The sequence below is a fragment of the Streptomyces sp. NPDC048258 genome (assembly GCF_043201995.1).
Classification (GTDB): Bacteria; Actinomycetota; Actinomycetes; order Streptomycetales; family Streptomycetaceae; genus Streptomyces.
This window is the reverse complement of record NZ_JBICZH010000009.1, coordinates 284029-306092: the sequence shown is the minus strand read 5'-3', so window position 1 is coordinate 306092 and position 22064 is coordinate 284029. Positions and strand designations below refer to the sequence as shown.

Here is a 22064-nt window from a genome sequence, read left to right as displayed (position 1 = left end):
CGGCTCGACTCAGGGGTCCCGTTCCAGCTTCGAGCCACGGGAAGAGATCATGGCCAAGACGGCCTTCGTGCGGACCAAGCCGCACCTCAACATCGGCACCATGGGTCACGTCGACCACGGCAAGACCACCCTCACCGCTGCCATCACCAAGGTCCTCGCCGAGCGCGGGGGCGGCTCCTTCGTGCCCTTCGACCGCATCGACCGGGCCCCCGAGGAGGCCCGGCGCGGGATCACCATCAACCTCACGCACGTCGAGTACGAGACCGACACCCGCCACTACGCCCACGTGGACATGCCCGGTCACGCCGACTACGTCAAGAACATGGTCACCGGCGCCGCGCAGCTCGACGGGGCGATCCTCGTCGTCTCCGCGCTCGACGGGGTCATGCCACAAACCGCGGAGCACGTGCTCCTCGCCCGGCAGGTCGGCGTCGACCACATCGTGGTGGCGCTCAACAAGGCCGACGCCGGGGACCCCGAGCTGACCGACCTGGTCGAGCTGGAGGTCCGCGAACTGCTCACCGCGCACGGCTACGGCGGTGACAGCGCGCCGGTCGTACGGGTCTCCGGGCTCGGGGCGCTGGAGGGCGACCCGCGGTGGACCGGGGCGATCCAGGCGCTGCTGGACGCGGTGGACACGTACGTGCCCACGCCGGTGCGCTACACCGACGCGCCGTTCCTGCTGCCGGTGGAGAACGTGCTGACGATCACCGGTCGCGGGACCGTCGTGACCGGCGCCGTCGAGCGGGGCACCATCCGGCTCGGCGACCGCGTGAGCATGCTCGGCGGGGACGGCGCGTCCGACCCGGTCGTGGTCACCGGGCTGGAGACCTTCGGCAAGCCGATGGAGTCCGCCGAGGCGGGGGACAACGTCGCGCTGCTGCTGCGCGGGGTCCACCGGCACGAGGTGCGCCGCGGCGACGTGGTGGCCGCGCCCGGCAGCGTGACGCCGAAGCGGCGCTTCACGGCGCAGGTGTACGTGCTCTCGGCGCGCGAGGGCGGGCGTACGACGCCGGTCGCCACCGGATACCGGCCGCAGTTCTACATCCGCACCGCCGACGTGGTGGGGGACGTGGACCTGGGGGAGGCCGGCGTGGCCCGGCCGGGGGAGACGGTCACCATGACCGTCGAGCTCGGGCGGGACGTCCCGCTGGAGTCGGGTCTCGGCTTCGCGATCCGCGAAGGCGGGCGGACCGTCGGCGCGGGCACGGTGACGGCCGTACCGGAGTGACCCGGGCGGGCTGATCCGGCCGGTGATCCGCGCGGTGGTCCGCGCGGTGATCCGGGCCCCTGTGTGGTGGCGGCGGTCCGCCTGCGTCAGACTGCCGTCACCACAGGCATGCGCGGAGGGGCGGGCGGGAATGGGCGGCGACACGGCACTGGTGCTCGGCGGCGGGGGGCTGACCGGCATCGGCTGGGAGTGCGGAATCCTGTACGGGCTCGTCCGCGCGGGAGTGGACCTCACCACCGCCGACCTGGTCGTCGGCACCTCGGCGGGTTCGGTGGTCGGCGCCCAGCTCACCTCCGGGCTGCTCACCGCGCAGGAGCTGTACGAGCGCCAGCTCGGCGACGCCGCCGGGGAGCTAGCGGCGAAGCTGGGGGCCGGCCTGATCGCGCGGTACGCCGTCGCCATGGCGCGCTCGCGTCGCGACGCGACGGCCTACCGGCAGCGGGTCGGCGCCATGGCACTGGCCGCCGACACCGGGGCGGAGGCCGAACGGCGCGAGGTGCTCGCGTCCCGGCTGGTCTCGCACGAGTGGCCCGCCGACCGGCGGCTCGTCGTCACCGCGGTGGACGCGCTCAGCGGCGAGCCCGCCGACTTCGACCGGGAGAGCGGGGCCGGGCTGGTCGACGCCGTCTCGGCGAGCTGCGCCGTGCCCGGGGTATGGCCGCCGGTGACCGTCTGCGGGCGCCGCTTCATCGACGGAGGCGTCCGTTCCGCCACCAATGCCGACCTGGCCGCCGGTTACGGGCGTGTGGTCGTCATCGCGCCGATCGCGCTCGGCTCGGGGCTCGTCCCCTCGCCGTCCGTACAGGCGGCGCGACTGCGGAAGGCGGGCGCCCAGGTGCTGCTGATCACCCCGTCGGCGGTGGCCCGCAAGGCCTTCGGGCGCAACGTACTCGACCCGGCGCGGCGGGATCCGGCCGCGCGGGCGGGCCTGGCGCAGGCCGAGGAGCACGCCGCCGAGGCGGCGGCGGTCTGGTCGGGCTGAGCCGGGACCGGACCGACAATGGACGGGTGAGCGACGAACAGATCCCGGTGATCCGGGACGTGGGCCAGGGCACCGCCAAGCTGATGCCGGACGTGGACCGGGAGCGGGCCTGGCTGCTGACCGTCGACGGGGCGCCGCAGTCGTATGTGGACCTGGACGATCCGCGGCACCTGGAGTTCGAGTACGTACGCCGTCTCGCGCACGTCCTGGACTGCGCGGCGGAGCCGGGCCTCGCGCTGGACCTCCTGCACCTGGGCGGCGGCGCCCTCACCCTGCCGCGCTACGCCGCGGCGACCCGGGCGGGTTCCCGGCAGGCGGTCGTCGAGTTCGACGCGGGGCTGGTGGAACTGGTCGCCGAGCACCTGCCGCTGCCGGCGGGGGCCGGGGTCACGGTGCACGCCGCCGATGCCCGGGCCTGGCTGGAGGCGGCGCCCGCGGGGAGTGCGGACGTGGTGGTGGCCGACGTGTTCGGCGGTTCTCGGGTGCCGGCCCAGCTGACGTCCGTGGAGTACGCGCGGGAGGCGGCGCGGGTGCTGAGGCCCGGCGGGCTGTACGCGGCGAACCTCGCCGACGGGGCGCCGTTCGGCTTCCTGCGGGCGCAGCTGGCGAACTTCGGGGCGGTGTTCGGGGAGCTGGCGCTGATCGCGGAGCCGGCGGTGCTGCGGGGGAGAAGGTTCGGGAACGCGGTGCTGCTGGCGTCCGACGCTCCGCTGGAGGTGGGCGCGTTGGCCCGGCGGTGTGCCGGGGACGCGTTCCCCGCCAGGGTGGAGTTCGGGGATGCGCTGGCGCGGTTCATGCGCGGGGCCGTGCCCGTGGCCGATGCGGAGGCCGCGCCGTCCCCGGCTCCGCCGGAGGGCGCGTTCAGCCTGGGGTGACGGGGTCGGGCGCGGCGCCGCCGCTGGGGCTCCGTCCCGGACCCCGCGCCTCAGACGCCGACGGGGCTGGAGGGGACGGGGGTGGTGGCAGGGGCCTGTTCGGCCGGCGGCTTGCGGGTCAGGTGGCGGACGTCCGGGATCAGCAGGACCAGGGCTGTGGCCAGGACGACCAGGGCCGCGCAGCCCCACAGGGCCTGGGTGCGGCCGAAGGCCGATTCGGCCGGGCCGGCCAGGGCCGTGGCCAGGGGGAGCATCGACACCGAGCCGAACCAGTCGTAGGCGGAGACCCGGGAGAACTTCTCCTCGGGGATCTCCTGGTGCATCGTCGTCATCCAGTTCACGCCGAACACCTCGATGGCCGTGCCGCTCACGAACATCACCGCGCACAGCGCCCACACCGGCAGCGGTACGGCCAGGCCCGCCGACGGCAGCGCCAGCGGGAACACGCACAGGGTGCCGACCAGCAGCAGCCGGCGCGGCTTCCAGACCATCATCAGGACGGCGCCCGCGATGGTGCCCGCGCCGAAGCAGGCCAGGGCCAGCCCCCAGGGCGCCGGCCCGCCGAGCCGGTCCCGGGCGACCAGGGGCCCGTAGACCGCCTCCGCGGCGCCGACGACGGCGACCACGACGGAGAACTGGAGCACGATGCTCCACAGCCACGGCCGGGTCCTGACCTCCACCCAGCCCTCGCGCAGGTCGGCCAGGAGGCCGCCGCCGGGAGCCCGTTCGGCAACATGGCCGACGTCGAGGAAGGCCCGTAGGGCGCCGGCGATCGCGAAGGCCGCCGCGTCCACGGCCAGCACCCAGCCCGGGCCGATCGCGGCGATCATCGCGCCGCCGAGGGCCGCGCCGCCGATGCCCGCGCCGTTCATCGCCATGCGGAAGAGCGCGAAGGCGCGGTTGGCGTGCTCTCCGGAGACGGTGGACAGCAGCATGCCCTCGGCCGCCGGGTTGAAGAAGGCCGTACCGGTGCCGCACAGCGCGGTCAGCAGCATCATCTGCCACAGCTGGGGGTCACCGGCCAGGACGAGCACGGCGAAGGCGGCCTGGGAGAGGCAGTTGAGGGCGTTGGCCGCGACCATCACGCGGTGGCGCGGCAGCCGGTCGGCGAGCGCGCCGCCGATGAGCAGGAAGAGGACGAGCGGCAGCGTACGGGCGGCCGCGACCAGTCCGACGTCGGCGCCGGAACCGCCGGCCTCCAGCACCGCGAACGCGGCCGCGATGAGCGCTCCGTGGCTGCCGAGGTTGGTGACGACCGCCGCGCCCGTCAGCAGGGTGTAGTTGCGGCCGGCCCAAGCGGGCCGGCGGCGGCGTGCGGACGTACGGGGAGAACCGGCGGGGGGAGAGCTCACCCCCGGACTATCCCCGCCCCGGGCCGGGAATCCAAACGGATTGTCGGCCCGGGGCGGAAGGGGAGGGAGATCAGCCGGCGGACAGGCGCACCGAGCTGAGGATCTTCTCCATCGTCTCCTTGCTGACCTCGTCCGGGACCCCCGCGGCGCTGTAGAGGATCCAGCTGGCGAAGTCACCGTTGGCGTTCTTGAAGCTGAAGGCGATGGACTTGCCGTCGGAGGAGCACTTGTTCTCCTTCGGCACACCCGTCACGCTCGCGGTCGCCATGTGGCCCTTGAGGCCCGAGGAGGTGGTGTACTCCTTCGGCTCGGAGACCTTGGTGGTGCCCTTCGGCGCCTTCTGCGCGTATCCGGCCCACGCCCAGTTGCCGGCCTCGTTACGCACGGCCTCGGCGGTGTCCTTGGCGCCCTGGCCGCCCTTGGTGCCGGTGCCTGCCAGTGCGGTCGACTCCTCGCTGCCGTTCTTGTCGGCGTCGACCTTGCACCAGTCCTCCTTGAGTTTGGCGGGCCCCGACATCATCACGGCGGCGGAGCCGTCGTTCTTGGCCTCGTCTCCGAAGCCGATGGCCATGCCGGAGCCCAGCACGTTCCACTCCGGCGGGACGTCGAAGGCGGTGCCGTGCTTGGGGTTGAGGACGACCTTCCAGCCCGGGATCACGGGCTTGGCGTCGCCGCCGGCCCGCGGGTTCGCGCTGCTGCCGGCCGGGGCGGGCGCGGAGGACGCCGGAGCCGAGGCGGAGGCCGACGGCTTGTCGTCGGCCTCGTTCGTCTTCTTGTCGTCCCGGGTCAGGACGAAGGCGCCGGTCGCGGCGGCCGCCACTACGACGGCGGCGGCGGCGACGATCGCCACGGTCTTGGTCTGGTAGGGGCTCCCGCCGCGGCCCGGCTGCTGGGGCGGCTGGGGCTGGCTCCACGGCTGGGTGGGCGGGGGCGTCTGGTAGCCCGGCTGCGGGTACCCGTAACCCGGCTGCTGCTGCTGGTACGGGTTCGGTTGCCCCGGCTGTCCCGGCTGCTGCTGGTACGGATTCTGTTGCGCGTCCTGGGGGTTCTGCTCGCCCCCGGGCGGCTGCTGCTGTCCTGGCCACATGGCCGGTAACGATAGTGGGAGCGGGACCCCGGAGCCACGGCCGCCCCCGTTACGGCTCTGGCCAAGCGCATCTACTCGTGGGTAACATCGCGTTCCATGAGCGCAGATCAGATGAACGTGGGCGAACTGCTCGCCGCGACGGTGCCGATGGCCCGGACCCTGAACCTCCAGTTCCTGGAGACCACCCCGGAGCGCGCGGTCGTCCGCCTCCCGGACCAGCCCGACTTCCACAACCACGTGGGCGGCCCGCACGCCGGCGCCATGTTCACCCTCGCCGAGTCCGCGAGCGGCGCGATCGTCCTGGCCGCCTTCGGCGACCAGCTCTCGCGCGCCGTGCCCCTCGCGGTGAAGGCCGAGATCGGCTACAAGAAGCTCGCCAAGGGCGTCGTCACCGCCACCGCCACCCTCGGCCGCCCGGCGGCGGAGGTCGTGGCCGAACTCGACGCGGGCGGCCGCCCCGAGTTCCCGGTCACCATCGCCATCCAGCGCGAGGACGAGGCCGTGACGGGCGAGATGACCGTCGTGTGGACCCTGCGCCCCAACGCCTAGGCGTCCCGGCTGACAAGGCCCCCGCTCCGCGCAGGAGTGGGGGCCTCTTGCCGTGCCGTCAACCGCGCTTCCACCGGTTCGGCGTGGGTTCGCGTGCCGCCCCAGAGCCCGGCCGCGGGGTGGGAACCTCGGAATCCGGGGGTGGGTGGCGGCTAGAGTCCGTCGCACGACGATGGAGGGGGTACCCCGTGGCCAAGGTCAACATCAGCCTCGACGCCGAGCTCGTGGTGGAGGTGATGGTGCTCGCCGGGGTCGGATCGCCGCAGGACGCGGTGGAGGCCGTCGTACGGGACTACATCGCGCGCGGGCACCGGACCGAGGCGCGGGTGCAGCTCCAGGGCGAGCCCCGGCGGGACGCCGACAGCGTGTCGCAGCCGCCGCAGGGCTGAATCCCGGCGCCGCGGTGGCGCGTCTCGAGCGGGCTCCGCGGGTGCGCGGCGCACAGTGGGCGGGGGAGCGGTCCGGCGCGGGCCGCTCCCGCCGACCCACGCTGCCGGGAGCGCCATGAGCGAGGCCGTGTCCAGACGTTCCGCGATGCGGCTGCTCGGAGCGGTGGGCGTGGTGGGCGCGGCTTTCGGGGCTGGCGGCTGTGTCGCGACCGTGCCGCCGGGCGCGGGACTCCGCACCGGGGCCTCCGCCGCCCCCGCGCCCGCTCCCGAGCCCGCGAGCGCGGCCCGGATCGACAGCCTGATCGAACGGCTCACCCTCGACGAGAAGACCGACCTACTCCACGGCGTCGCCGACCCGGCCTCCCTCGGCCAGGCCGGCTACGTGCCCGGCGTCCCCCGCCTGGGCATCCCCGCGCTCCGTCTCGCCGACGGGCCCGCCGGCGTACGGGTCACCCGGCCCGCCACCGCGCTGCCCGCGCCCGTCCTGCTCGCCTCCGCCTTCGACCCCGCGCTGGCCCGCGAGTACGGCCGGGTCATCGGCCGCGAGGGCCGCGCGCTCGGCCAGGACGTCGTCCTGTCGCCCATGGTCAACCTCATCCGCACGCCGTACGCGGGCCGGAATTTCGAGACCTTCGCCGAGGACCCGCGCCTCACCGCCGACCTCGTCGGCGAGATGGTCCGCGGGATCCAGGACGAGGGGCTCATCGCCACCGTCAAGCACTTCGCCCTCAACAACCAGGAGCACGGCCGCGACACCGTCGACGTGGTCGTCGCCGAACAGACCCTGCACGAGACCGAGCTGCGCGGCTTCGAGGCCGCCGTGGCCGCCGGCGCGGGCGCCGTGATGGGCGCCTGCAACCGCGTCGACGGCGTCCACGCCTGCGAGAGCAAGGCGCTGCTCGACGACGTGCTCCGGGGGAGCTGGGGGTTCGACGGCTGGGTGATGTCCGACCGGGACGCCACCCACAGCACCGTCGCCGCCATCGGCGCCGGACTCGACATGGAGATGCCCGGCGGCACCTACTTCGGCGGCCCGCTGCGCGAGGCGGTGCGGGGCGGCTCCGTCCCCGAGAGCGCCGTCGACCTCGCCGTACGCCGGATCCTGACCACCATGGACCGCTTCGGGCTGCTCGCGGCCCGGCCCGCCGCACGGCCCGCGCGGAACGCGGCGGCCGGGGCGCGGGTCGCCCGCAAGGTGGCCACCGCCGGGGCGGTGCTGCTGCGCAACGAGCACGGCACCCTGCCGCTGACCGGCGCCGCCGCCCGCTCGATCGCGGTGATCGGCCCCACCGGCCAGGTCCCCTTCGTCGGTGGCGGCGGCAGCGCCCACGTCGTCCCCGACGGGGCGGCCGCCCCCCTCACCGCCGTCCGCCGCCGCGCCGGGAACGGCTCCACCGTGCGCTACGCCCTCGGCGAGGACCTGTACGGCCGCCCCCTGCCGCCGACCCTGCTGACGCCCCCCGCCGACCTGGACGACCGCGTCGTGGACGCCGGGCACGACTGGAGCCACGAGGCGGAGTTCCGGCTCGCGGCCGACGACGAGTGGACCCTGGTCGTCCACTACACCGGGCAGCGGCCGGGCGTCCGCCTGGACGGGGAGGAGCTGTTCCCCGTACGGCAGGGTGAGGCCGAGCACTTCGCGGGCGGACTGCTCGGCTGCGCACCCGACGGGATGACCGTCCGCCGCCGCACGCTCGCCCTCAAGACGGGCACCCACCGGCTCGCCGTGACCGCTCAGGGCGGCGACAAGGGCCGGCGCTTCCGGCTGCGGCACATCACGAAGGCCGGCCGGGCCGAGGACCTCGCCGAGGCGGTCAGGACCGCGAAGGCGGCCCGCAGCGTGGTCCTGTTCGCCTACGAGGACGCCACCGAGGGCAGCGACCGGACCACCCTGGCACTCCCGGGCGGACAGGACGCGCTGATCGAGGCGGTCGCCGCCGCCAACCCCCGCACCACGGTCGTGCTCAACACCCCCTCCAGCACGACCATGCCCTGGCTCTCCCGTACCGGGGCGGTCCTGCAGATGTACTACCCGGGGCAGGAGGGCGCGGGCGCCACCGCCGACATCCTCTTCGGGGACGTGGATCCGGGCGGCCGGCTCACCCAGACCTTCCCGGCGGACGAGCAGGCGACCCCGGTGGCCGGGGACCCGCTGCGCTACCCGGGCGTGGGCGGCCGGCAGGAGTACACCGAGGGCGTCCACGTGGGCCACCGCTGGTACGACGCGCGGCGCGTGGCCCCGCTGTTCCCCTTCGGGCACGGGCTCTCGTACACGACGTGGCAGTACGAGAAGCTGACGGTCCGGCCGGAGCGGGGCGGCCTGCGCGTGGAGTTCACCGTCCGCAACACCGGCCGCCGCAAGGGCACCGAGGTGGCCCAGGTGTACGTCGGCCCGTCCGCGGAGATCACGCTCGACCAGCCGGTGCGCGCGCTGGCCGGCTACCGGCGCCTCACCCTCGCGCCGGGCGAGGCGCGGCGCGTCACCGTCGACATCGACGCCCGGGCGCTGTCGTCCTGGGACCCGGAACAGCACGCCTGGGTGCTGGGTTCCGGCCGCCGGGAAGTGTTCGCGGGCCGTTCCTCGCGGGAACTCCCACTGAGGTCAAAGGCGGTCGTGAGGAGCAGATAGGCTGCCCGTTCGGCGTGTCACAGGGGGCGCGCCGGGGACGACACGGGAGGACGTACCGGTGCACATCCAGGAATGGCTGGAGACGATTCCGGCGGTCAGCATCTATCTCCTGGTGGGTCTGGTCATCGGGCTGGAGAGCCTCGGCATCCCGCTGCCGGGCGAGATCATCCTGGTCAGCTCGGCGCTGCTGGCCTCGCAGCACGGCGAGATCGACCCCGTCGTGCTGGGAATCTGCGCGACCACCGGGGCGATCGTGGGCGACTCGATCGGCTACGCGATCGGCCGCAGGGGCGGCAAGCCGCTGCTGGAGAAGCTCGGCCGGCGCTTCCCCAAGCACTTCGGGCCGGAGCACGTGGCCCTGGCGGAACGCTCCTTCGAGCGCTGGGGCATGTGGGCCGTCTTCTTCGGGCGGTTCGTGGCGCTGCTGCGGATCTTCGCGGGACCGCTCGCGGGCGTGCTGCACATGCCGTACTGGCGGTTCCTGATCGCGAACATCCTCGGCGGGATCCTCTGGGCCGGCGGCACCACGGCCGTCATCTACTCGGTCGGGATCGTCGCGGAGCCGTGGTTGAAGCGGTTCTCCTGGCTGGCGCTGGGACTCGCCGTGCTGTTCGGCATCGCGGTGACGCTGGTGGTGCGCAGCCGCATGAAGAAGGCGGCCGCGGCGGCCGGCCCGGTGGAGCCGGCCACCCCGGTGGCCGTCGCCGAATAGGCCTGCCGCCCCGGACGGGTCCTAGGCCTCCGGGGTCACCGAGGCGCGGTGCTGCTCGGCCAGCTCCACGTACATCGCGGCATTGACCTTGATGCCCTCGCGCTCCTCCTCGGTCAGCTCGCGCCGCACCTTGGCCGGGACGCCCGCGACCAGCGAGCCGGGCGGGACGACCATGCCCTGCGGGACCAGCGCCTGGGCGGCCACCAGCGAGCCGGCGCCGATCACCGCGCCGTTCAGGACGGTCGCGCCCATGCCGATCAGGCAGTCGTCCTCGACGGTGCAGCCGTGCACGACTGCGTTGTGGCCGATGGAGACGCGCTCGCCGATCGAGACCGGGAAACCGGGGTCCGTGTGGAGCGTGCAGTTGTCTTGCACGTTGCTGTCCGCGCCGAGCGTGATCGGGCCGCAGTCGGCGCGCAGCACCGCCGAGTACCAGATGCTCGCGCCGGCGGCCAGGGTGACCTCGCCGACCACGACGGAGGTGGGTGCGGCGAAGGCCGTCGGGTCGACGGACGGCTGCCTGTCGCCCACGCCCGCGATGAGTGCCCGCCCTTGCGTCGACTGATGCGTCATGATCATTTCCTCTGTTTCCGGATGCCGCGCTACCGGCACCGTAGGGCACGGGCCGGACCCGCCCCGAGATGGGGTGAAGATCACAGGATCGCGGCCCGGCCGACCGGCGCCCGGCGCACTACCGTGGCCGGGTGCCGAAGAACCAGAACGCGTTCTCATCTCTGACGGTCCTGCGCCGCCGGCTGGCGAGCCGCGCGGTCCACGCCGGCTGGCGCTGGATGCAGCGGGCCGGCGCGGTCACGGCGCAGACGCCGGGGCGGTTGCGGTTCGGCGCGATCGGGCACGGCACCCGGCTCGCCTTCCCGCAGGGCACGGTCTTCGGCGAGCCCTGGATCCGGCTCGGCGACTACTGCATCATCGGCGAGCAGGTCACCCTCACCGCCGGCATGATGCCGGACCTCGACCTCGGCACGGAGCCGGTGCTGGTCCTCGGCAACGGGGTGGTCATCGGCCGGGACAGCCACGTCATCGCCGACACCCGGATCACCATCGGGGACGACACCTTCTGCGGCCCCGGGGTGTACATCACCTCCACGAACCACAGTTACGACGACCCGCACCAGCCCGTCGGCAAGCAGTGGCCGCGCAGCGCGCCGGTCGAGATCGGCCCCGGCTGCTGGCTCGGTACGGGTGCGGTCGTCCTGCCGGGCGCGCGGTTGGGCCGCAACGTCGTGGTGGCCGCCGGGGCCGTCGTACGGGGCGAGGTGCCGGACCACGCCGTGGTGGCCGGGGCGCCGGCGCGCGTCGTCCGGCGCTGGGAGCCGGAGACCGGCTGGCAGCCGCCGCTGCGTACGCCGGCGCCGGTGCCGATCCCCGACGGGATGACCCCGGAGCAGTTGCGCGGGCTGGCGGAGCTGGCGGAGGCCGAGCAGTCGTAAGTCTTTCGCGCGCTCAGCCCGACGCCAGCAGGACCGTACCCGCCAGGGCCAGGCCGGCGCCCGCCGCCTGGACGGGGCGCAGGCGTTCCTTCAGTACGGCGAAGGCCGCGAGCGCGGTGATCACCGGGTACAGCGAGGACAGTACGGCGGCCATGGTGACCGGGCCGTTCTGGGCGGCGACGGAGTAGGTGCCGTTCGCCGCGACGTCGGCGAGGCCGACGAAGGCCAGCGCGGGCAGCAGCCCCCACAGGACCCGCTGGCCGGTGTCCGCCGGGAGCGCCGGCGTGCCGCGCCGGGTCTGCACCCACAGGGCGCCGCCGCCGACCGCGACATTGGTGACCCGCTGGACGAACAGCGCCAGGAACAGCCCGGTCACGGTGGTGGAGGCCTGCGCGATCAAGGCCATCACCGCGCCGAAGCCGAAGGCGGCGACCAGGGTGAGCACGACTGCCCGGCGCTGGACGGGCGCACCGCGCAGCTCCGGACCGCCCGCGAGGACGATGCCGACGACGGCCACCGCGATCCCCGCGAACTGGCCGGGGCCGGGCCGCTCGCCCAGGATCAGCCCGGCGGCGACCGGCACGACCACCCCGAGGGAGCCGAGTGGCGAGACCACGCCCATCGGGCCGAGGGCCAGCGCCTTGTAGAAGCTGAGCATCGCGACCGGCCCGACCAGACCCGCGCCGACGGCGAACCACAGCTGCGGCCCGGCCTCCCGCCACGCGCCTGTGCCGAGCACGACCGCGCCGAGCACGACGACGGCGACGACCTGCGAGACGACGACCACCGTCAGCGCCGGTATCCGGCGGGTCAGCAGACCGCCCCCGAAGTCGGCGAGGCCCCACAGCACGGCTGTGGCCAGGGCGAAGAGGGCGGTCATGGGCAGGACCTCGCAGTACGGTGCGGTGGGCGGTGGGGTGCGGACAAAAGAACCCCAGCACCGCCACCGCGGTCAAACCGGCCGCCGCGGGACGTGTCCTAGAGCGCGGGTATCTCGATCGCCGGGCAGCGGTCCATGACCATGTCCAGCCCGGCCTCGCGGGTGCGCCGGAAGGCGGCCTCGTCGACCACGCCCAGCTGGAACCAGACGGCATCGGCGCCGACGGCCGCCGCCTGGTCGGCGACCGGCCCCGCCAGCGCGCTGTTCACGAAGACGTCCACCACGTCCACCTTGAAGGGGATCGCCTCCAGCGACGGGTACCCGGGCTCGCCGTGCACCGTCTCCGCCTTGGGGTGTACGGGGATCACGCGCTTGCCGTACCGCTGGAGGACGCGGGCCACCCCGTAGGCCGCCCGGTCCCGGTTGTTGGAGAGGCCCACCACGGCCCAGGTGTCGCCCAGTTCGGTGAGGATCTTGCGGATGGTCGCCGGATCGCCGTACACGTGTGCTGCCTCCTGCTGCTCTGGAACCGCTGTTGCGGTCGTACCGCTCTCGGGTCAACCGAAAGGACACATGTCCGATTCCCCTTAGGGTGGAGCGGTGAAGGCAGACCAGTACGTGACGGTGTCCCGCGAGGGTGTGCACGAATCCGAGATCAACCGCTCGCGCTTCCTCTGCTCGCTCGCGCCCGCCGCGACCGAGCAGGAGGCGCAGGCGTTCGTCGCGCGGATCCGCAAGGAGCACCCCACCGCCACGCACAACTGCTTCGCGTACGTCATCGGCGCCGACGCGTCCGTCCAGAAGGCCAGCGACGACGGCGAGCCCGGCGGCACCGCCGGGGTGCCCATGCTGCAGATGCTCATGCGCCGGGACATCCGGTACGCCGTCGCCGTGGTCACCCGCTACTACGGCGGTGTGAAACTCGGCGCCGGCGGTCTGATCCGGGCCTACGGCGGAGTCGTCGGCGAGGCCCTCGACGCGCTCGGAACCGCCACCCGGCGCCGCTACCGGCTGGCCACCGTCACCGTCGACCACCAGCGCGCCGGCAAGATGCAGAACGACCTGCGCTCCACCGGCCGCGTAGTCCTGGACGTGTGCTACGGGGAGGCCGTCTCGATCGAGATCGGCCTCCCCGAGGCGGACGTCGAGCCCTTCCGGGCCTGGCTCGCCGACATCAGCGCCGGGACCGCCGGCTTCGAGCTCGGCGGCGAGGCCTACAGCGAAGGCTGAGCCGGACGGTCAGAGAGCGCGGAACAGCCGGTCGGCGTTGCGCAGCGCGTAGCGCCCGACCGCGTCACCGAGCCGTACGCCCGCCTCGTCGGCCGTGCGGCTGTGGATGCCCGAGTAGACCCGGGCGTCCACATTGTCCTGGGTGAGCCGGCTCCAGCTGCTGTAGGTGCGGCGAACTCCGGGCGCGGTGGGGCTGGTGAGCTCGAAGGGGGCGGTCTGCGGCCCGGCGAGCGCGTCCAGGACGGCCTGGGCGGCGCCCGCGTACGTGGCGTGGCCGCTGGGGTAGTCGGGGTGGGCCGGGGTCTCGTGGAGCGGGCTCCAGGTGGGGTCGGCGGCGATGGACCCGGTACGGATCGCCGTCACCGGCCGCCAGCGCAGGTAGGTGTACTTGCTGTCGGACGTCGCGATCTGGGTGTCGACGAGGGCCGCGTGGAAGAGCGCGAGCAGGGCCGCCTGGTCGGCGGTCGAGCGGTGCGAGCGGGCCACGGCCACCCGCAGCGGCTCCGTGTAGAGGGTCAGCGAGGACCCGTACCAGAAGTTCGCGGTCTCGGTCTGGCGCGGCGTGCGGACGGAGCTGTCGGCCGCGCCGTACGCGCGCACCTCGGCGAGGTCGGCCTTGTAGCGGCGGGAGTCGAGCGCGGGCGGCGGGCCCAGCCGGAACTGGTCGGGACGCTCCAGCAGGAACGGCCTGGCGAGGCGGTTGCCGTACTGCACGGCCGGGGCGTAGCCGTCGGGGGTCGGCTGCCAGACCCCGGGGGCGGCGGCCGGCGCCGTGAAGGGCGTGTTGACCGAGGCCGGGTCGAGGCCGTCGCCGGCGCGGGAGGCGAGTACCGCCGCGGCCTGGCGGGCCCCCGCGGCCACGCCCTGGGTCTCGGCCGGGCCGTCCGGGACCCGGTCGAGCGTGGCGGCCAGCGCCGCGTCGAGCTCGGCCTTGCGGGTGGGGGCGAGGCTGACCAGCGCGTCGTGCACGGCGGAGGCGACGGCCGCGTCCTGGAAGGGCGTGCGATCGGCGCCGCCCGGGGCCTCACGGGTGGCGCGGGCGGCGGCGATCCAGCCGATCGCCCAGGTGCGGCTGTTGGTGATCTGGGTGGGGGCGGCCGTGGCCGCGACGGTCGCGGCGGTGGTGTCGTACCAGTCCAGTACCACCGACCTGGGCGCGGCCGGGGCCGGCTGCGGGGGCGCGGCGGCCGAAGGCACGGCGGCGGTCAAGGCGAGCAGGGCGGCGGATCCGGCCGCGAGCAGCGCGGGACGGACCCGGAGGGCAGGGGAGAGCGACATGCGGGCGAAGCTAGCCAGCGGCCGGGACGCCGTACAAGTACTCAAAGCCGCCAGCGGAGTTCGGCCACAGAGGTTTCGCACCGGCGCCATGATCCTGTAACGCACGGGGCCCGGCAGGCCGGGCGGGAACCGCGGGACGGCAGTGCACCCCCTGGGGGACGGGTTAGCCTGGAGGGTCGGTGCGGGAGCCACGAAGGAGATCAAGCGTGCGGGTCGGAGCGGTCGAGTGAAGTTCCTGCACACCTCCGACTGGCACCTCGGCCGGTCCTTCCACCGCGTGAACCTGCTCGGCGCCCAGTCCGCCTTCGTCGACCACCTCGTCGAGACCGCCCGCGAGCGCGAGGTCGACGCCGTCCTCGTCGCCGGGGACGTCTACGACCGGGCCGTGCCCCCGCTGCCCGCCGTCGAGCTGTACGACCGGGCCCTGCACCGGCTTGCCGAGCTCGGCGTGCCCACCGTGATGATCTCCGGCAACCACGACTCCGCCCGCCGGCTCGGGGTCGGGGCCCGGCTGATCGACCTGGCCGGGATCCACCTCAGGACCGACCCGGCCGGCTGCGCCGACCCGGTGGTCCTGGCCGACGTACACGGCGAGGTGGCGCTGTACGGGCTGCCGTACCTGGAACCGGCGCTGGTCAAGGACGAGTTCGGCACCGAGAAGGTGAGCCACGAGGCGGTGCTGGGCGCGGCCATGGACCGGATCCGGGCCGACCTCGCCGCCCGTGCGCCCGGCACCCGCTCCATCGTCCTGGCCCACGCCTTCGTCACCGGCGGGCAGGCCAGCGACAGCGAACGCGACATCGCCGTCGGCGGGGTCGAGGCCGTGCCCGCCTCCGTATTCGACGGGGTGGACTACGCCGCGCTCGGCCACCTCCACGGCTGCCAGACGATCAACGAACGGGTCCGTTACTCCGGTTCCCCGCTCGCCTACTCCTTCTCCGAGGCCGGCCACCGCAAGAGCATGTGGCTGATCGAGCTGGGCGGGGAGGGGGAACTCGTGAGCGCGGAGCGGATCGACACCCCCGTGCCCCGGGCCCTCGCGCGGCTGCGCGGCCCCATGGAGGACCTGCTGGAGGACCCGGCGTACGCGGTCCACGAAGACGCCTGGGTCGAGGCCACCCTCACCGACCCGGTCCGCCCCGACGACCCCATGGCCCGGCTCGCCGCCCGCTTCCCGCACACCCTCAGCCTCGCCTTCGACCCCGAAGGCCGCGAGGAGGAGACCGGCGCCTCCTACGCCCAGCGGCTCAAGGGCCGCAGCGACCAGGAGATCGCCGAGGACTTCGTCGCCCACGTGCGCGGCGGCGGCCACGCGGACGAGGCCGAGCGCGCCGTCCTGCAGAGCGCCTTCGACGACGTACGGGCCGACGACAGCCGCCAGGAGACCCACCGATGAGGCTGCACCGGCTCGAAGTCACCGCCTTCGGCCCCTTCGCCGAGCCCCAGGAGATCGACTTCGACGCGCTGTCCGGCGCCGGGATCTTCCTGCTCCACGGACCCACCGGCGCGGGCAAGACCTCCGTCCTCGACGCCGTCTGCTACGCCCTCTACGGATCCGTGCCCGGCCCCCGCCAGGCCCCCGGCACCAGCCTGCGCAGCGACCACGCGGCCGCCGGGACCCCGACCGAGGTCACCCTCGAACTGACCGCGGGCGGCCGCCGCCTGGAGATCACCCGGCGCCCCGAGCAGGACCGCCCCAAGAAGCGCGGCACCGGCACCACCAAGGACAAGGCGCAGAGCTGGCTGCGCGAGCACACCGGCGAGGGCTGGCAGCCGCTCAGCCGCTCCCACCAGGAGATCGGCGAGGAGATCGAGCAGCTGCTCGGCATGAGCCGCGAGCAGTTCTGCCAGGTGGTGCTGTTGCCGCAGGGGGAGTTCGCGAAGTTCCTGCGCGCCGACGAGGCGGCCCGCGGGCGGCTGCTCGGCCGGCTCTTCGACACCCGCCGCTTCGCGGCCGTCGAGGCACTGCTCGGCGAACGCCGCCGGGCCGCCGAGGCCAAGGTGCGCGCCGGGGACGAGAAGGTGCTCCACACCGCCCAGCGGCTCGCCCAGGCCGCCGGGGACAGCGCCGACCTGCGTGCCTGGCCGCTGCCCAGGCACCAGCCCGGCGACCCGGGGCTCGCCGAGGCGATCCGCGCCTGGTCCGCCGTCGCCCGGTGCTCGGCACGGGAGCGGCTGGGCGTCGCCGAGTACGCGCTGGCCGCCGTCGAGGGGCGGCACGCCGCCGCCCGCCGGGCCGCCGAGGAGGCGCGGGAGCTCGACCGGCTCCAGCGCCGGCACGCGGAGACCGCCCGCCGGGCCGCCCTGCTCGCCGAGGCGGAGCCCGAGCGGGAGCGGGTGCGCGCGCTGCTGGACCGGGCCCGGCGGGGCGCCCTGGTGGCCCCCGCCCTGGAACTGCGCGGAGCGGCGAACGCCGCGCACCTGGCCGCCGCGCACGCGGAGAGCGCCGCCCGGGCCGAACTCCCGCCGCAGCTGCGGGAGGCGGGCACCGAGCAGCTGGCCGCCGTCGAGCAGCGGCTGCGCGAGGACCTCGGCGCGCTCGGCGCCGCACACCGGGCCGAGCAGCGCAGCGCCGAGATCGGCCGCGAGCGGGCCGACCTGGAACGCGAGGCCCGGGCCGCCGAGGAACAGCACCAGGAGTCCGCCCAGTGGCTGGAGCGCTGGGAGGCCACCCGGACCGCCCTGCACGAGCGCGCGGACGCCGCCCAGCAGGCCGCGACCCTGGCCGAGCAGCTCGCCGGCAAGCTGGAACCCGCCCGGATGCACCTGAACGCCGCCCGGCGGCGCGACGAGCTGGCCGCCGCCGCGGAGCGCGCCGCCGGCGAACTGCTCTCCGTACGCGAGGAGTCGACGGCCGCCCGGGAACGCTGGCTGGAGCTCAAGGAGGCCCGGCTGCGCGGGATCGCCGCCGAACTCGCCGAGGCGCTGGTGGCAGGCGAGGCATGCACCGTGTGCGGATCGGCGGAGCACCCCGCTCCGGCCCGCCCGGCCCCCGGCCATGTGGACCGCGCCGCCGAGGACGCCGCCCACGCCCTCTTCGAGCGGGCCGAGGAGGCCCGGGCCGCCGTCGAACGCCGGCTCGCCGCCGTCGAGGAGGCCCGCACCGAGGCCGCGGCCGCCGCGGGCGACGCCACCACCGACGAACTCCTCGCCCTGACCTCGGACCTGAGCTCCCGGCATGCCGCCGCCCACGCCGCGGCCGCCGGACTGCACGCGGCCCGTGAGCAGCTCGCCCGCGCCGAGCGGGAGCACGCGGCCCGCAGCGCCGACCGGCTCGCCGCCGCCGAGCGCGCCGCGGCCCGCGTCTCCCGCCGCGAGGCCCTGGACCGGGAACAGGCCTCGCTGGAGGCGGAACTCGCAGTCGTACGGGGCGACGCGCCCACCGTCGCGGCCCGCGCCCGGACCCTGGAGGACCGGGTCCGCATGGTCTCGGCCGCCGCCGCCTCGCTGCGCCGGGCCGAGACCACCGCGGCCCGGCTGAAGGAGGCCGACGACCAGCTCGCCGACTCCGCCTTCAAGGCCGGCTTCGACACCATCGAGGCCGCGGCCGACGCGGTGCTCCCGGAGTACGAACGCACCGCGCTCCAGCGCCGCACGGACACCTGGCAGGCGGAGGAGGCCATGCTGGCGGACCGCCTCGGCGAGGCCGACACGGCCGCGGCGGCAGCCCTGCCCCCGGCCGCGCCGGAGGAGGCCGAGGCGTACGCGGCCCAGGCCGCGGCGAAGCTTCGTACCGCCGGATCCGCCGTCGACGCGGCCCGGGTCCGGTGCGCCGAGCTCGACCGGCTCTCCCGGCAGGCCGAGCAGGAGCTGCGCGCCCTGGGCCCGCTGCGCGACGCCTACGACCGGGTGGCCCGGCTGGCCGGACTCACCGCGGGCACCTCCGCCGACAACGAGCGCAAGATGCGGCTGGAGGCGTACGTCCTGGCCGCCCGCCTGGAGCAGGTCGCCGCCGCCGCGACGGTACGGCTGCTGCGGATGTCCGGCGGCCGCTACACCCTGGTCCACTCCGACGCGCGGGCGAGCGGACGGGGCCGTTCCGGCCTCGGGCTGCACGTGGTCGACTCCTGGACCGGCAGCGAGCGCGACACCGCGACCCTGTCGGGCGGCGAGACCTTCTTCGCCTCGCTCGCGCTCGCGCTGGGCCTCGCCGACGTGGTCACCGACGAGGCGGGCGGCATGCGGCTGGACACCCTCTTCATCGACGAGGGTTTCGGCAGCCTCGACGACCAGGCGCTGGACGAGGTGCTCGACGTACTGGACTCGCTGCGCGAGCGGGACCGCAGCGTCGGCATCGTCAGCCACGTCGCCGACCTGCGGACCCGGGTGCAGGCCCAGTTGGAGATCGTCAAGCAGCGCGGGGGGTCGGTGGTGCGCCACCGGACCGCGGCGCTCATGGACTGAGCGGCCGCCGGGGGAGCGGGGACGAGTACACGATGCTCGTGGTCACCGGGCCGAGGCCCGCGATCCGCCCCGTGACCTCCTCCAGGTGCGCCATCGAACGGGCGGCGACCTTCAGCACGAAGCAGTCGTCACCGGTGACGTGGTGGGCCTCCAGGATCTCGGAGGTGGCGTCCAGGAAGTCGTGGAACGGCTTGTAGTTGCCGTGCGGGTAGCGGAGCCGGACCAGCGCGAGGATCGATTTGCCGAGCTTCTCCGGGTCCACGACCGCCGTGTAGCCGGTGATGATGCCGGCCTCCTCCAGGCGGCGGACCCGCTCGGTGACGGCGCTCGCGGACATCGACACGGAGCGGGCCAGCTCGGTGAAGCTGGCGCGCCCGTCCCGCTGGAGGGCTTCGAGGATCCGCCAGTCGGTGGCGTCAGGGGAATAGTCGGTCATCTTGCAGGTCTAGCAGGGGATTCCTCGGTCGGGCAAGGAAAAGGCCGGGGAAAACCACTTCCGGAGAAGATCAACAGATCGTAGATTTCTGGCCATGACGACGACCCGGAACACCGCCACCGCCCCTGCTTCCGCCAACCCCGTGCTGCGCGTACCGCCGGCCGCTCCGGCCGCGGCCGCCGCCTACTTCGCGGCGAGCCTGGCCTTCCACGCGGACGTGTCGGACGTCGCCGCCGCCTTCAAGGCCCACCGCGAGCAGGGCGCCGAGCTCGGCTTCCAGCTGGTCGACTCCCGCTCCACGCCGTCCTGGGACCAGGCCCACGTGCCCGGCGCCGTCCACCTGCCCACCGCCCTCATCCCCGAGCAGGCCGAGCGGCTCCTCGACAAGGACGTCCCCGTGGTGACGTACTGCTGGGGTCCCGGCTGCAACGGCGGCGCCCGCTCCGCGCTGGCCCTGGCCGAACTCGGCTTCCAGGTCAAGGAGATGCTCGGCGGCATCGAGTACTGGATCCGCGAGGGCTTCGAGGTCGAGACCTGGCAGGGCAGCCAGCAGCGCGCCGAGGCCGACCCGCTGACCGCCCCCACCGACTCGGACGACTGCGGCTGCTGACCGCGGATACCGGATTCGCGTACACGCGGATCCGCGTACACGCGGACACCGGACACCGGACACACGGACACGCCGAAAACACGGAACGGGCCGCTCACCGCTCGGGGCGGGCGACCCGTTCCGTGTCGTGGATCAGAGCCTCGACAGCTCGTCCACCAGGTCGTCCAGTCCCAGCGAACCCTGCGACAGCGCCGCCATGTGCCAGGCCTTGAGGTCGAAGGAATCGCCGTGCGCGGCCCGGGCGTTGTCCCGGCCCAGCAGCCAGGCGCGCTCGCCCAGCTTGTATCCGATCGCCTGTCCGGGCATCGAGAGGTAGCGGGTCAGCTCGCTCACCACGAAGTCCGTGGGACGGCCGCTGTGCAGGCCGAAGAACTCCTGCGCGAGATCGGGCGTCCACGTCTCGCCCGGGTGGAACGGCGAGTCCGCCGGGATCTCCAGACCCAGGTGCATGCCGATGTCCACGATGACCCGCGCGGCACGCATCATCTGGCAGTCCAGGTAGCCCAGGCGCTGCTCGGCGTCCTTGAGGTAGCCGAGCTCGTCCATCAGCCGCTCCGCGTACAGAGCCCAGCCCTCGGCGTTGGCGCTGACGAGACCGACGCTGGCCTGGTAGCGGGAGAGCTGGTCCGCGACGTGCGTCCACTGCGCGAGCTGGAGGTGGTGGCCCGGAACGCCCTCGTGGTACCAGGTGGAGACCAGGTCGTACACGGGGAAGCGGGTCTGGCCCATCGTCGGCAGCCAGGTGCGGCCCGGGCGGGAGAAGTCCTCGGACGGAGCCGTGTAGTACGGGGCCGCGGCGCCGCCCGGAGGGGCGATCCGGGACTCCACCTTCCGGACCCGCTCGGCGAGTTCGAAGTGGGTGCCGTCGAGGTTCTCGATGGCCTCGTCCATGAGGCCCTGCAGCCAGGCCTGGACCTCGTCCACGCCCTCGATGTGGGTGCCGTGCTCGTCGAGGTGCCGCAGCGCCTCCCAGGGCCCGGCGCCCGGCAGGATCTTGGCCGCCTCGGTCTTCATCTCGGCCAGCAGGCGGTGGTACTCCGACCAGCCGTAGGCGTACGCCTCGTCCAGGTCCAGGTCGGTGCCGTTGAAGTACCGCGACCAGCGGGCGTACCGCTCGCGGCCCACCGTGTCCGGCTTGCCCGCGACGGCCGGGGCGTACACCGTGCTCATCCAGTCGTGCAGTTCGGCGACGGCGCCGGTCGCGGCGGCCGCCGCCTCGTCGAGTTCGGCGCGCAGGGCGTCCGGGCCGCCGGAGGCGAAGTCCGTGAAGAAGGCGGGCTCGTCGGCGTCCTGGCCGGCCCAGGTGGCGAGCTGGCCGATCATGGTGGTGGTGGCGCGCGGGCCGCCGTACAGGCCTCGCTCCAGACCGAGGCTCAGGCTCTCGCGGTAGCCGCCGAGGGCGGCGGGTACGGCGCGCAGCCGCTCGGCGATCGCCGCCCAGTCCTCGTCGGTGTCGGCGGGGGTGAGGGTGAAGACCTCGCGGATGGCGTGCGCGGGGCTGTGGATGTTGCTGACCGCGCGCAGGTCCTCGTCGGCGTCGTGGACCGCGAGTTCGGCGGTGAGGCGTTCGCGCAGCAGGCGGGCACAACGGCGCTCGGCGTCGCTGTCGGCGCCGGGCAGCCGCTCGGCGGCGTCGAGACGGGCGAGGGTGGTGCGGGCGAGCTCGGCGACGGCCGCGCGCCCGGCCGGGGAGAAGTCCGGGAGTTTGCCGGAACTCGCCGCGACGCCCAGGTACGTACCGGTGATCGGGTCGAGGGCGATGAGGTCGTCGACGTAGGCGTCGGCCACCTGGCGGGGCAGCCGGTCGCTGCCGTTGTGGAGGGTCTCTGACATGCGGCCATCTTCGTACGGGAAATGGGGCCATGTCATCACCGTTTGGCGCCAGCCTGCTGACGTTTTACGGAGCCGCGACCTCCGGCGACCCGGTCCGCCCCGGTGCGGGCGAGGGGGACCGGGTGCGGATCGGGGC

Annotated in this window: 20 protein-coding genes; 12 read left to right on the top strand and 8 right to left on the bottom strand. The window is 74.3% G+C overall.

The features are described from left to right. Positions 1 to 49: 49 nt before the first annotated feature. The 3 genes from tuf (at position 50) to ACGFYQ_RS22275 (ending at position 3088) form a co-directional block, all read left to right on the top strand. Positions 50 to 1231, top strand: coding sequence for an elongation factor Tu (tuf, locus tag ACGFYQ_RS22285; protein WP_393746459.1), 1182 nt, complete (start codon positions 50 to 52; stop codon positions 1229 to 1231). Positions 1232 to 1361: 130 nt separating this feature from the next. Beyond that, complete coding sequence (locus tag ACGFYQ_RS22280; protein ID WP_393746457.1) at positions 1362 to 2213, top strand: patatin-like phospholipase family protein; 852 nt, start codon at positions 1362 to 1364, stop codon at positions 2211 to 2213. 83 nt (positions 2214 to 2296) lie between these two features. Next, on the top strand, positions 2297 to 3088 hold the full coding sequence (locus ACGFYQ_RS22275) for a spermidine synthase (RefSeq protein ID WP_393746555.1): 792 nt from the start codon (positions 2297 to 2299) through the stop codon (positions 3086 to 3088). 50 nt (positions 3089 to 3138) lie between these two features. On the opposite strand, the gene ACGFYQ_RS22270 is transcribed toward ACGFYQ_RS22275, so the two are convergent. Further along, entirely contained in the window at positions 3139 to 4440 is a 1302-nt protein-coding gene (locus ACGFYQ_RS22270) for an MFS transporter (RefSeq protein WP_393746455.1), read from the bottom strand. 70 nt (positions 4441 to 4510) lie between these two features. Next, positions 4511 to 5527, bottom strand: coding sequence for a hypothetical protein (locus tag ACGFYQ_RS22265; protein WP_393746453.1), 1017 nt, complete (start codon positions 5525 to 5527; stop codon positions 4511 to 4513). A gap of 96 nt (positions 5528 to 5623) precedes the next feature. Between ACGFYQ_RS22265 and ACGFYQ_RS22260 the strand changes: the two genes are divergently transcribed. The 4 genes from ACGFYQ_RS22260 (at position 5624) to ACGFYQ_RS22245 (ending at position 9806) form a co-directional block, all read left to right on the top strand. After that, positions 5624 to 6076, top strand: coding sequence for a DUF4442 domain-containing protein (locus ACGFYQ_RS22260; RefSeq protein WP_078904414.1), 453 nt, complete (start codon positions 5624 to 5626; stop codon positions 6074 to 6076). Between the two features lie 188 nt (positions 6077 to 6264). Continuing rightward, positions 6265 to 6465, top strand: coding sequence for a type II toxin-antitoxin system VapB family antitoxin (locus tag ACGFYQ_RS22255; RefSeq protein ID WP_388555758.1), 201 nt, complete (start codon positions 6265 to 6267; stop codon positions 6463 to 6465). Between the two features lie 127 nt (positions 6466 to 6592). Continuing rightward, the gene (locus tag ACGFYQ_RS22250; RefSeq protein ID WP_393746450.1) at positions 6593 to 9094 is read left to right on the top strand and encodes a beta-glucosidase; all 2502 of its coding nucleotides are present in this window, start codon (positions 6593 to 6595) and stop codon (positions 9092 to 9094) included. 58 nt (positions 9095 to 9152) lie between these two features. After that, positions 9153 to 9806, top strand: coding sequence for a DedA family protein (locus ACGFYQ_RS22245; RefSeq protein WP_393746448.1), 654 nt, complete (start codon positions 9153 to 9155; stop codon positions 9804 to 9806). A gap of 21 nt (positions 9807 to 9827) precedes the next feature. Here the strand turns inward: ACGFYQ_RS22245 and ACGFYQ_RS22240 are convergent, their stop codons facing one another. Beyond that, positions 9828 to 10379: a gamma carbonic anhydrase family protein gene (locus ACGFYQ_RS22240; RefSeq protein ID WP_393746446.1), complete on the bottom strand. Its 552-nt coding sequence runs from the start codon at positions 10377 to 10379 to the stop codon at positions 9828 to 9830. Between the two features lie 131 nt (positions 10380 to 10510). Here ACGFYQ_RS22240 and ACGFYQ_RS22235 point away from each other — a divergent pair, with 131 nt between their 5' ends. Continuing rightward, a complete protein-coding gene (locus ACGFYQ_RS22235; RefSeq protein WP_393746444.1) occupies positions 10511 to 11257 on the top strand; it encodes an acyltransferase in 747 nt (248 codons plus the stop codon). A 13-nt stretch (positions 11258 to 11270) separates the two neighbouring features. On the opposite strand, the gene ACGFYQ_RS22230 is transcribed toward ACGFYQ_RS22235, so the two are convergent. Both ACGFYQ_RS22230 and ACGFYQ_RS22225 read right to left on the bottom strand, forming a co-directional pair. Then, positions 11271 to 12137 carry an EamA family transporter gene (locus ACGFYQ_RS22230; protein WP_393746442.1) on the bottom strand — a complete coding sequence of 289 codons (867 nt, stop codon included), beginning with the start codon at positions 12135 to 12137 and terminating at the stop codon, positions 11271 to 11273. Positions 12138 to 12235: 98 nt separating this feature from the next. Next, entirely contained in the window at positions 12236 to 12640 is a 405-nt protein-coding gene (locus ACGFYQ_RS22225; RefSeq protein ID WP_393746440.1) for a CoA-binding protein, read from the bottom strand. A 97-nt stretch (positions 12641 to 12737) separates the two neighbouring features. Here ACGFYQ_RS22225 and ACGFYQ_RS22220 point away from each other — a divergent pair, with 97 nt between their 5' ends. Continuing rightward, positions 12738 to 13367, top strand: coding sequence for a YigZ family protein (locus ACGFYQ_RS22220; RefSeq protein WP_393746438.1), 630 nt, complete (start codon positions 12738 to 12740; stop codon positions 13365 to 13367). A gap of 9 nt (positions 13368 to 13376) precedes the next feature. On the opposite strand, the gene ACGFYQ_RS22215 is transcribed toward ACGFYQ_RS22220, so the two are convergent. Next, positions 13377 to 14645: a vanadium-dependent haloperoxidase gene (locus ACGFYQ_RS22215; RefSeq protein WP_393746436.1), complete on the bottom strand. Its 1269-nt coding sequence runs from the start codon at positions 14643 to 14645 to the stop codon at positions 13377 to 13379. Between the two features lie 226 nt (positions 14646 to 14871). Here ACGFYQ_RS22215 and ACGFYQ_RS22210 point away from each other — a divergent pair, with 226 nt between their 5' ends. Both ACGFYQ_RS22210 and ACGFYQ_RS22205 read left to right on the top strand, forming a co-directional pair. Next, a complete protein-coding gene (locus tag ACGFYQ_RS22210; RefSeq protein ID WP_393746434.1) occupies positions 14872 to 16041 on the top strand; it encodes an exonuclease SbcCD subunit D in 1170 nt (389 codons plus the stop codon). Further along, positions 16038 to 19049, top strand: a complete 3012-nt coding sequence (locus ACGFYQ_RS22205; RefSeq protein ID WP_393746432.1) for an AAA family ATPase — start codon at positions 16038 to 16040, stop codon at positions 19047 to 19049. Before ACGFYQ_RS22210 ends, ACGFYQ_RS22205 begins: the two co-directional genes overlap by 4 nt. Here ACGFYQ_RS22205 and ACGFYQ_RS22200 read toward each other — a convergent pair. Further along, positions 19039 to 19485 (bottom strand): Lrp/AsnC family transcriptional regulator, encoded by a 447-nt coding sequence (locus tag ACGFYQ_RS22200; RefSeq protein WP_393746430.1) that lies wholly within the window; start codon positions 19483 to 19485, stop codon positions 19039 to 19041. The two genes, ACGFYQ_RS22205 and ACGFYQ_RS22200, sit on opposite strands and share 11 nt — an antisense overlap. 94 nt (positions 19486 to 19579) lie before the next feature. Here ACGFYQ_RS22200 and ACGFYQ_RS22195 point away from each other — a divergent pair, with 94 nt between their 5' ends. Further along, positions 19580 to 20095, top strand: coding sequence for a rhodanese-like domain-containing protein (locus ACGFYQ_RS22195; protein WP_393746428.1), 516 nt, complete (start codon positions 19580 to 19582; stop codon positions 20093 to 20095). Positions 20096 to 20227: 132 nt separating this feature from the next. On the opposite strand, the gene ACGFYQ_RS22190 is transcribed toward ACGFYQ_RS22195, so the two are convergent. Next, positions 20228 to 21928, bottom strand: a complete 1701-nt coding sequence (locus ACGFYQ_RS22190; protein ID WP_393746426.1) for a DUF885 domain-containing protein — start codon at positions 21926 to 21928, stop codon at positions 20228 to 20230. Positions 21929 to 22064 lie beyond the last annotated feature (136 nt).

Bases quoted from the DNA above. Each gene is read 5' to 3' on its own strand.
- ACGFYQ_RS22240 (WP_393746446.1), bottom strand. From the start codon at position 10,379: ATGACGCATCAGTCGACGCAAGGGCGGGCACTCATCGCGGGCGTGGGC.
- ACGFYQ_RS22205 (WP_393746432.1), top strand. From the start codon at position 16,038: ATGAGGCTGCACCGGCTCGAAGTCACCGCCTTCGGCCCCTTCGCCGAG.
- ACGFYQ_RS22260 (WP_078904414.1), top strand. From the start codon at position 5,624: ATGAGCGCAGATCAGATGAACGTGGGCGAACTGCTCGCCGCGACGGTG.
- tuf (WP_393746459.1), top strand. From the start codon at position 50: ATGGCCAAGACGGCCTTCGTGCGGACCAAGCCGCACCTCAACATCGGC.
- ACGFYQ_RS22195 (WP_393746428.1), top strand. From the start codon at position 19,580: ATGACGACGACCCGGAACACCGCCACCGCCCCTGCTTCCGCCAACCCC.
- ACGFYQ_RS22200 (WP_393746430.1), bottom strand. From the start codon at position 19,485: ATGACCGACTATTCCCCTGACGCCACCGACTGGCGGATCCTCGAAGCC.
- ACGFYQ_RS22215 (WP_393746436.1), bottom strand. From the start codon at position 14,645: ATGTCGCTCTCCCCTGCCCTCCGGGTCCGTCCCGCGCTGCTCGCGGCC.
- ACGFYQ_RS22190 (WP_393746426.1), bottom strand. From the start codon at position 21,928: ATGTCAGAGACCCTCCACAACGGCAGCGACCGGCTGCCCCGCCAGGTG.
- ACGFYQ_RS22230 (WP_393746442.1), bottom strand. From the start codon at position 12,137: ATGACCGCCCTCTTCGCCCTGGCCACAGCCGTGCTGTGGGGCCTCGCC.
- ACGFYQ_RS22280 (WP_393746457.1), top strand. From the start codon at position 1,362: ATGGGCGGCGACACGGCACTGGTGCTCGGCGGCGGGGGGCTGACCGGC.
- ACGFYQ_RS22265 (WP_393746453.1), bottom strand. From the start codon at position 5,527: ATGTGGCCAGGACAGCAGCAGCCGCCCGGGGGCGAGCAGAACCCCCAG.
- ACGFYQ_RS22275 (WP_393746555.1), top strand. From the start codon at position 2,297: ATGCCGGACGTGGACCGGGAGCGGGCCTGGCTGCTGACCGTCGACGGG.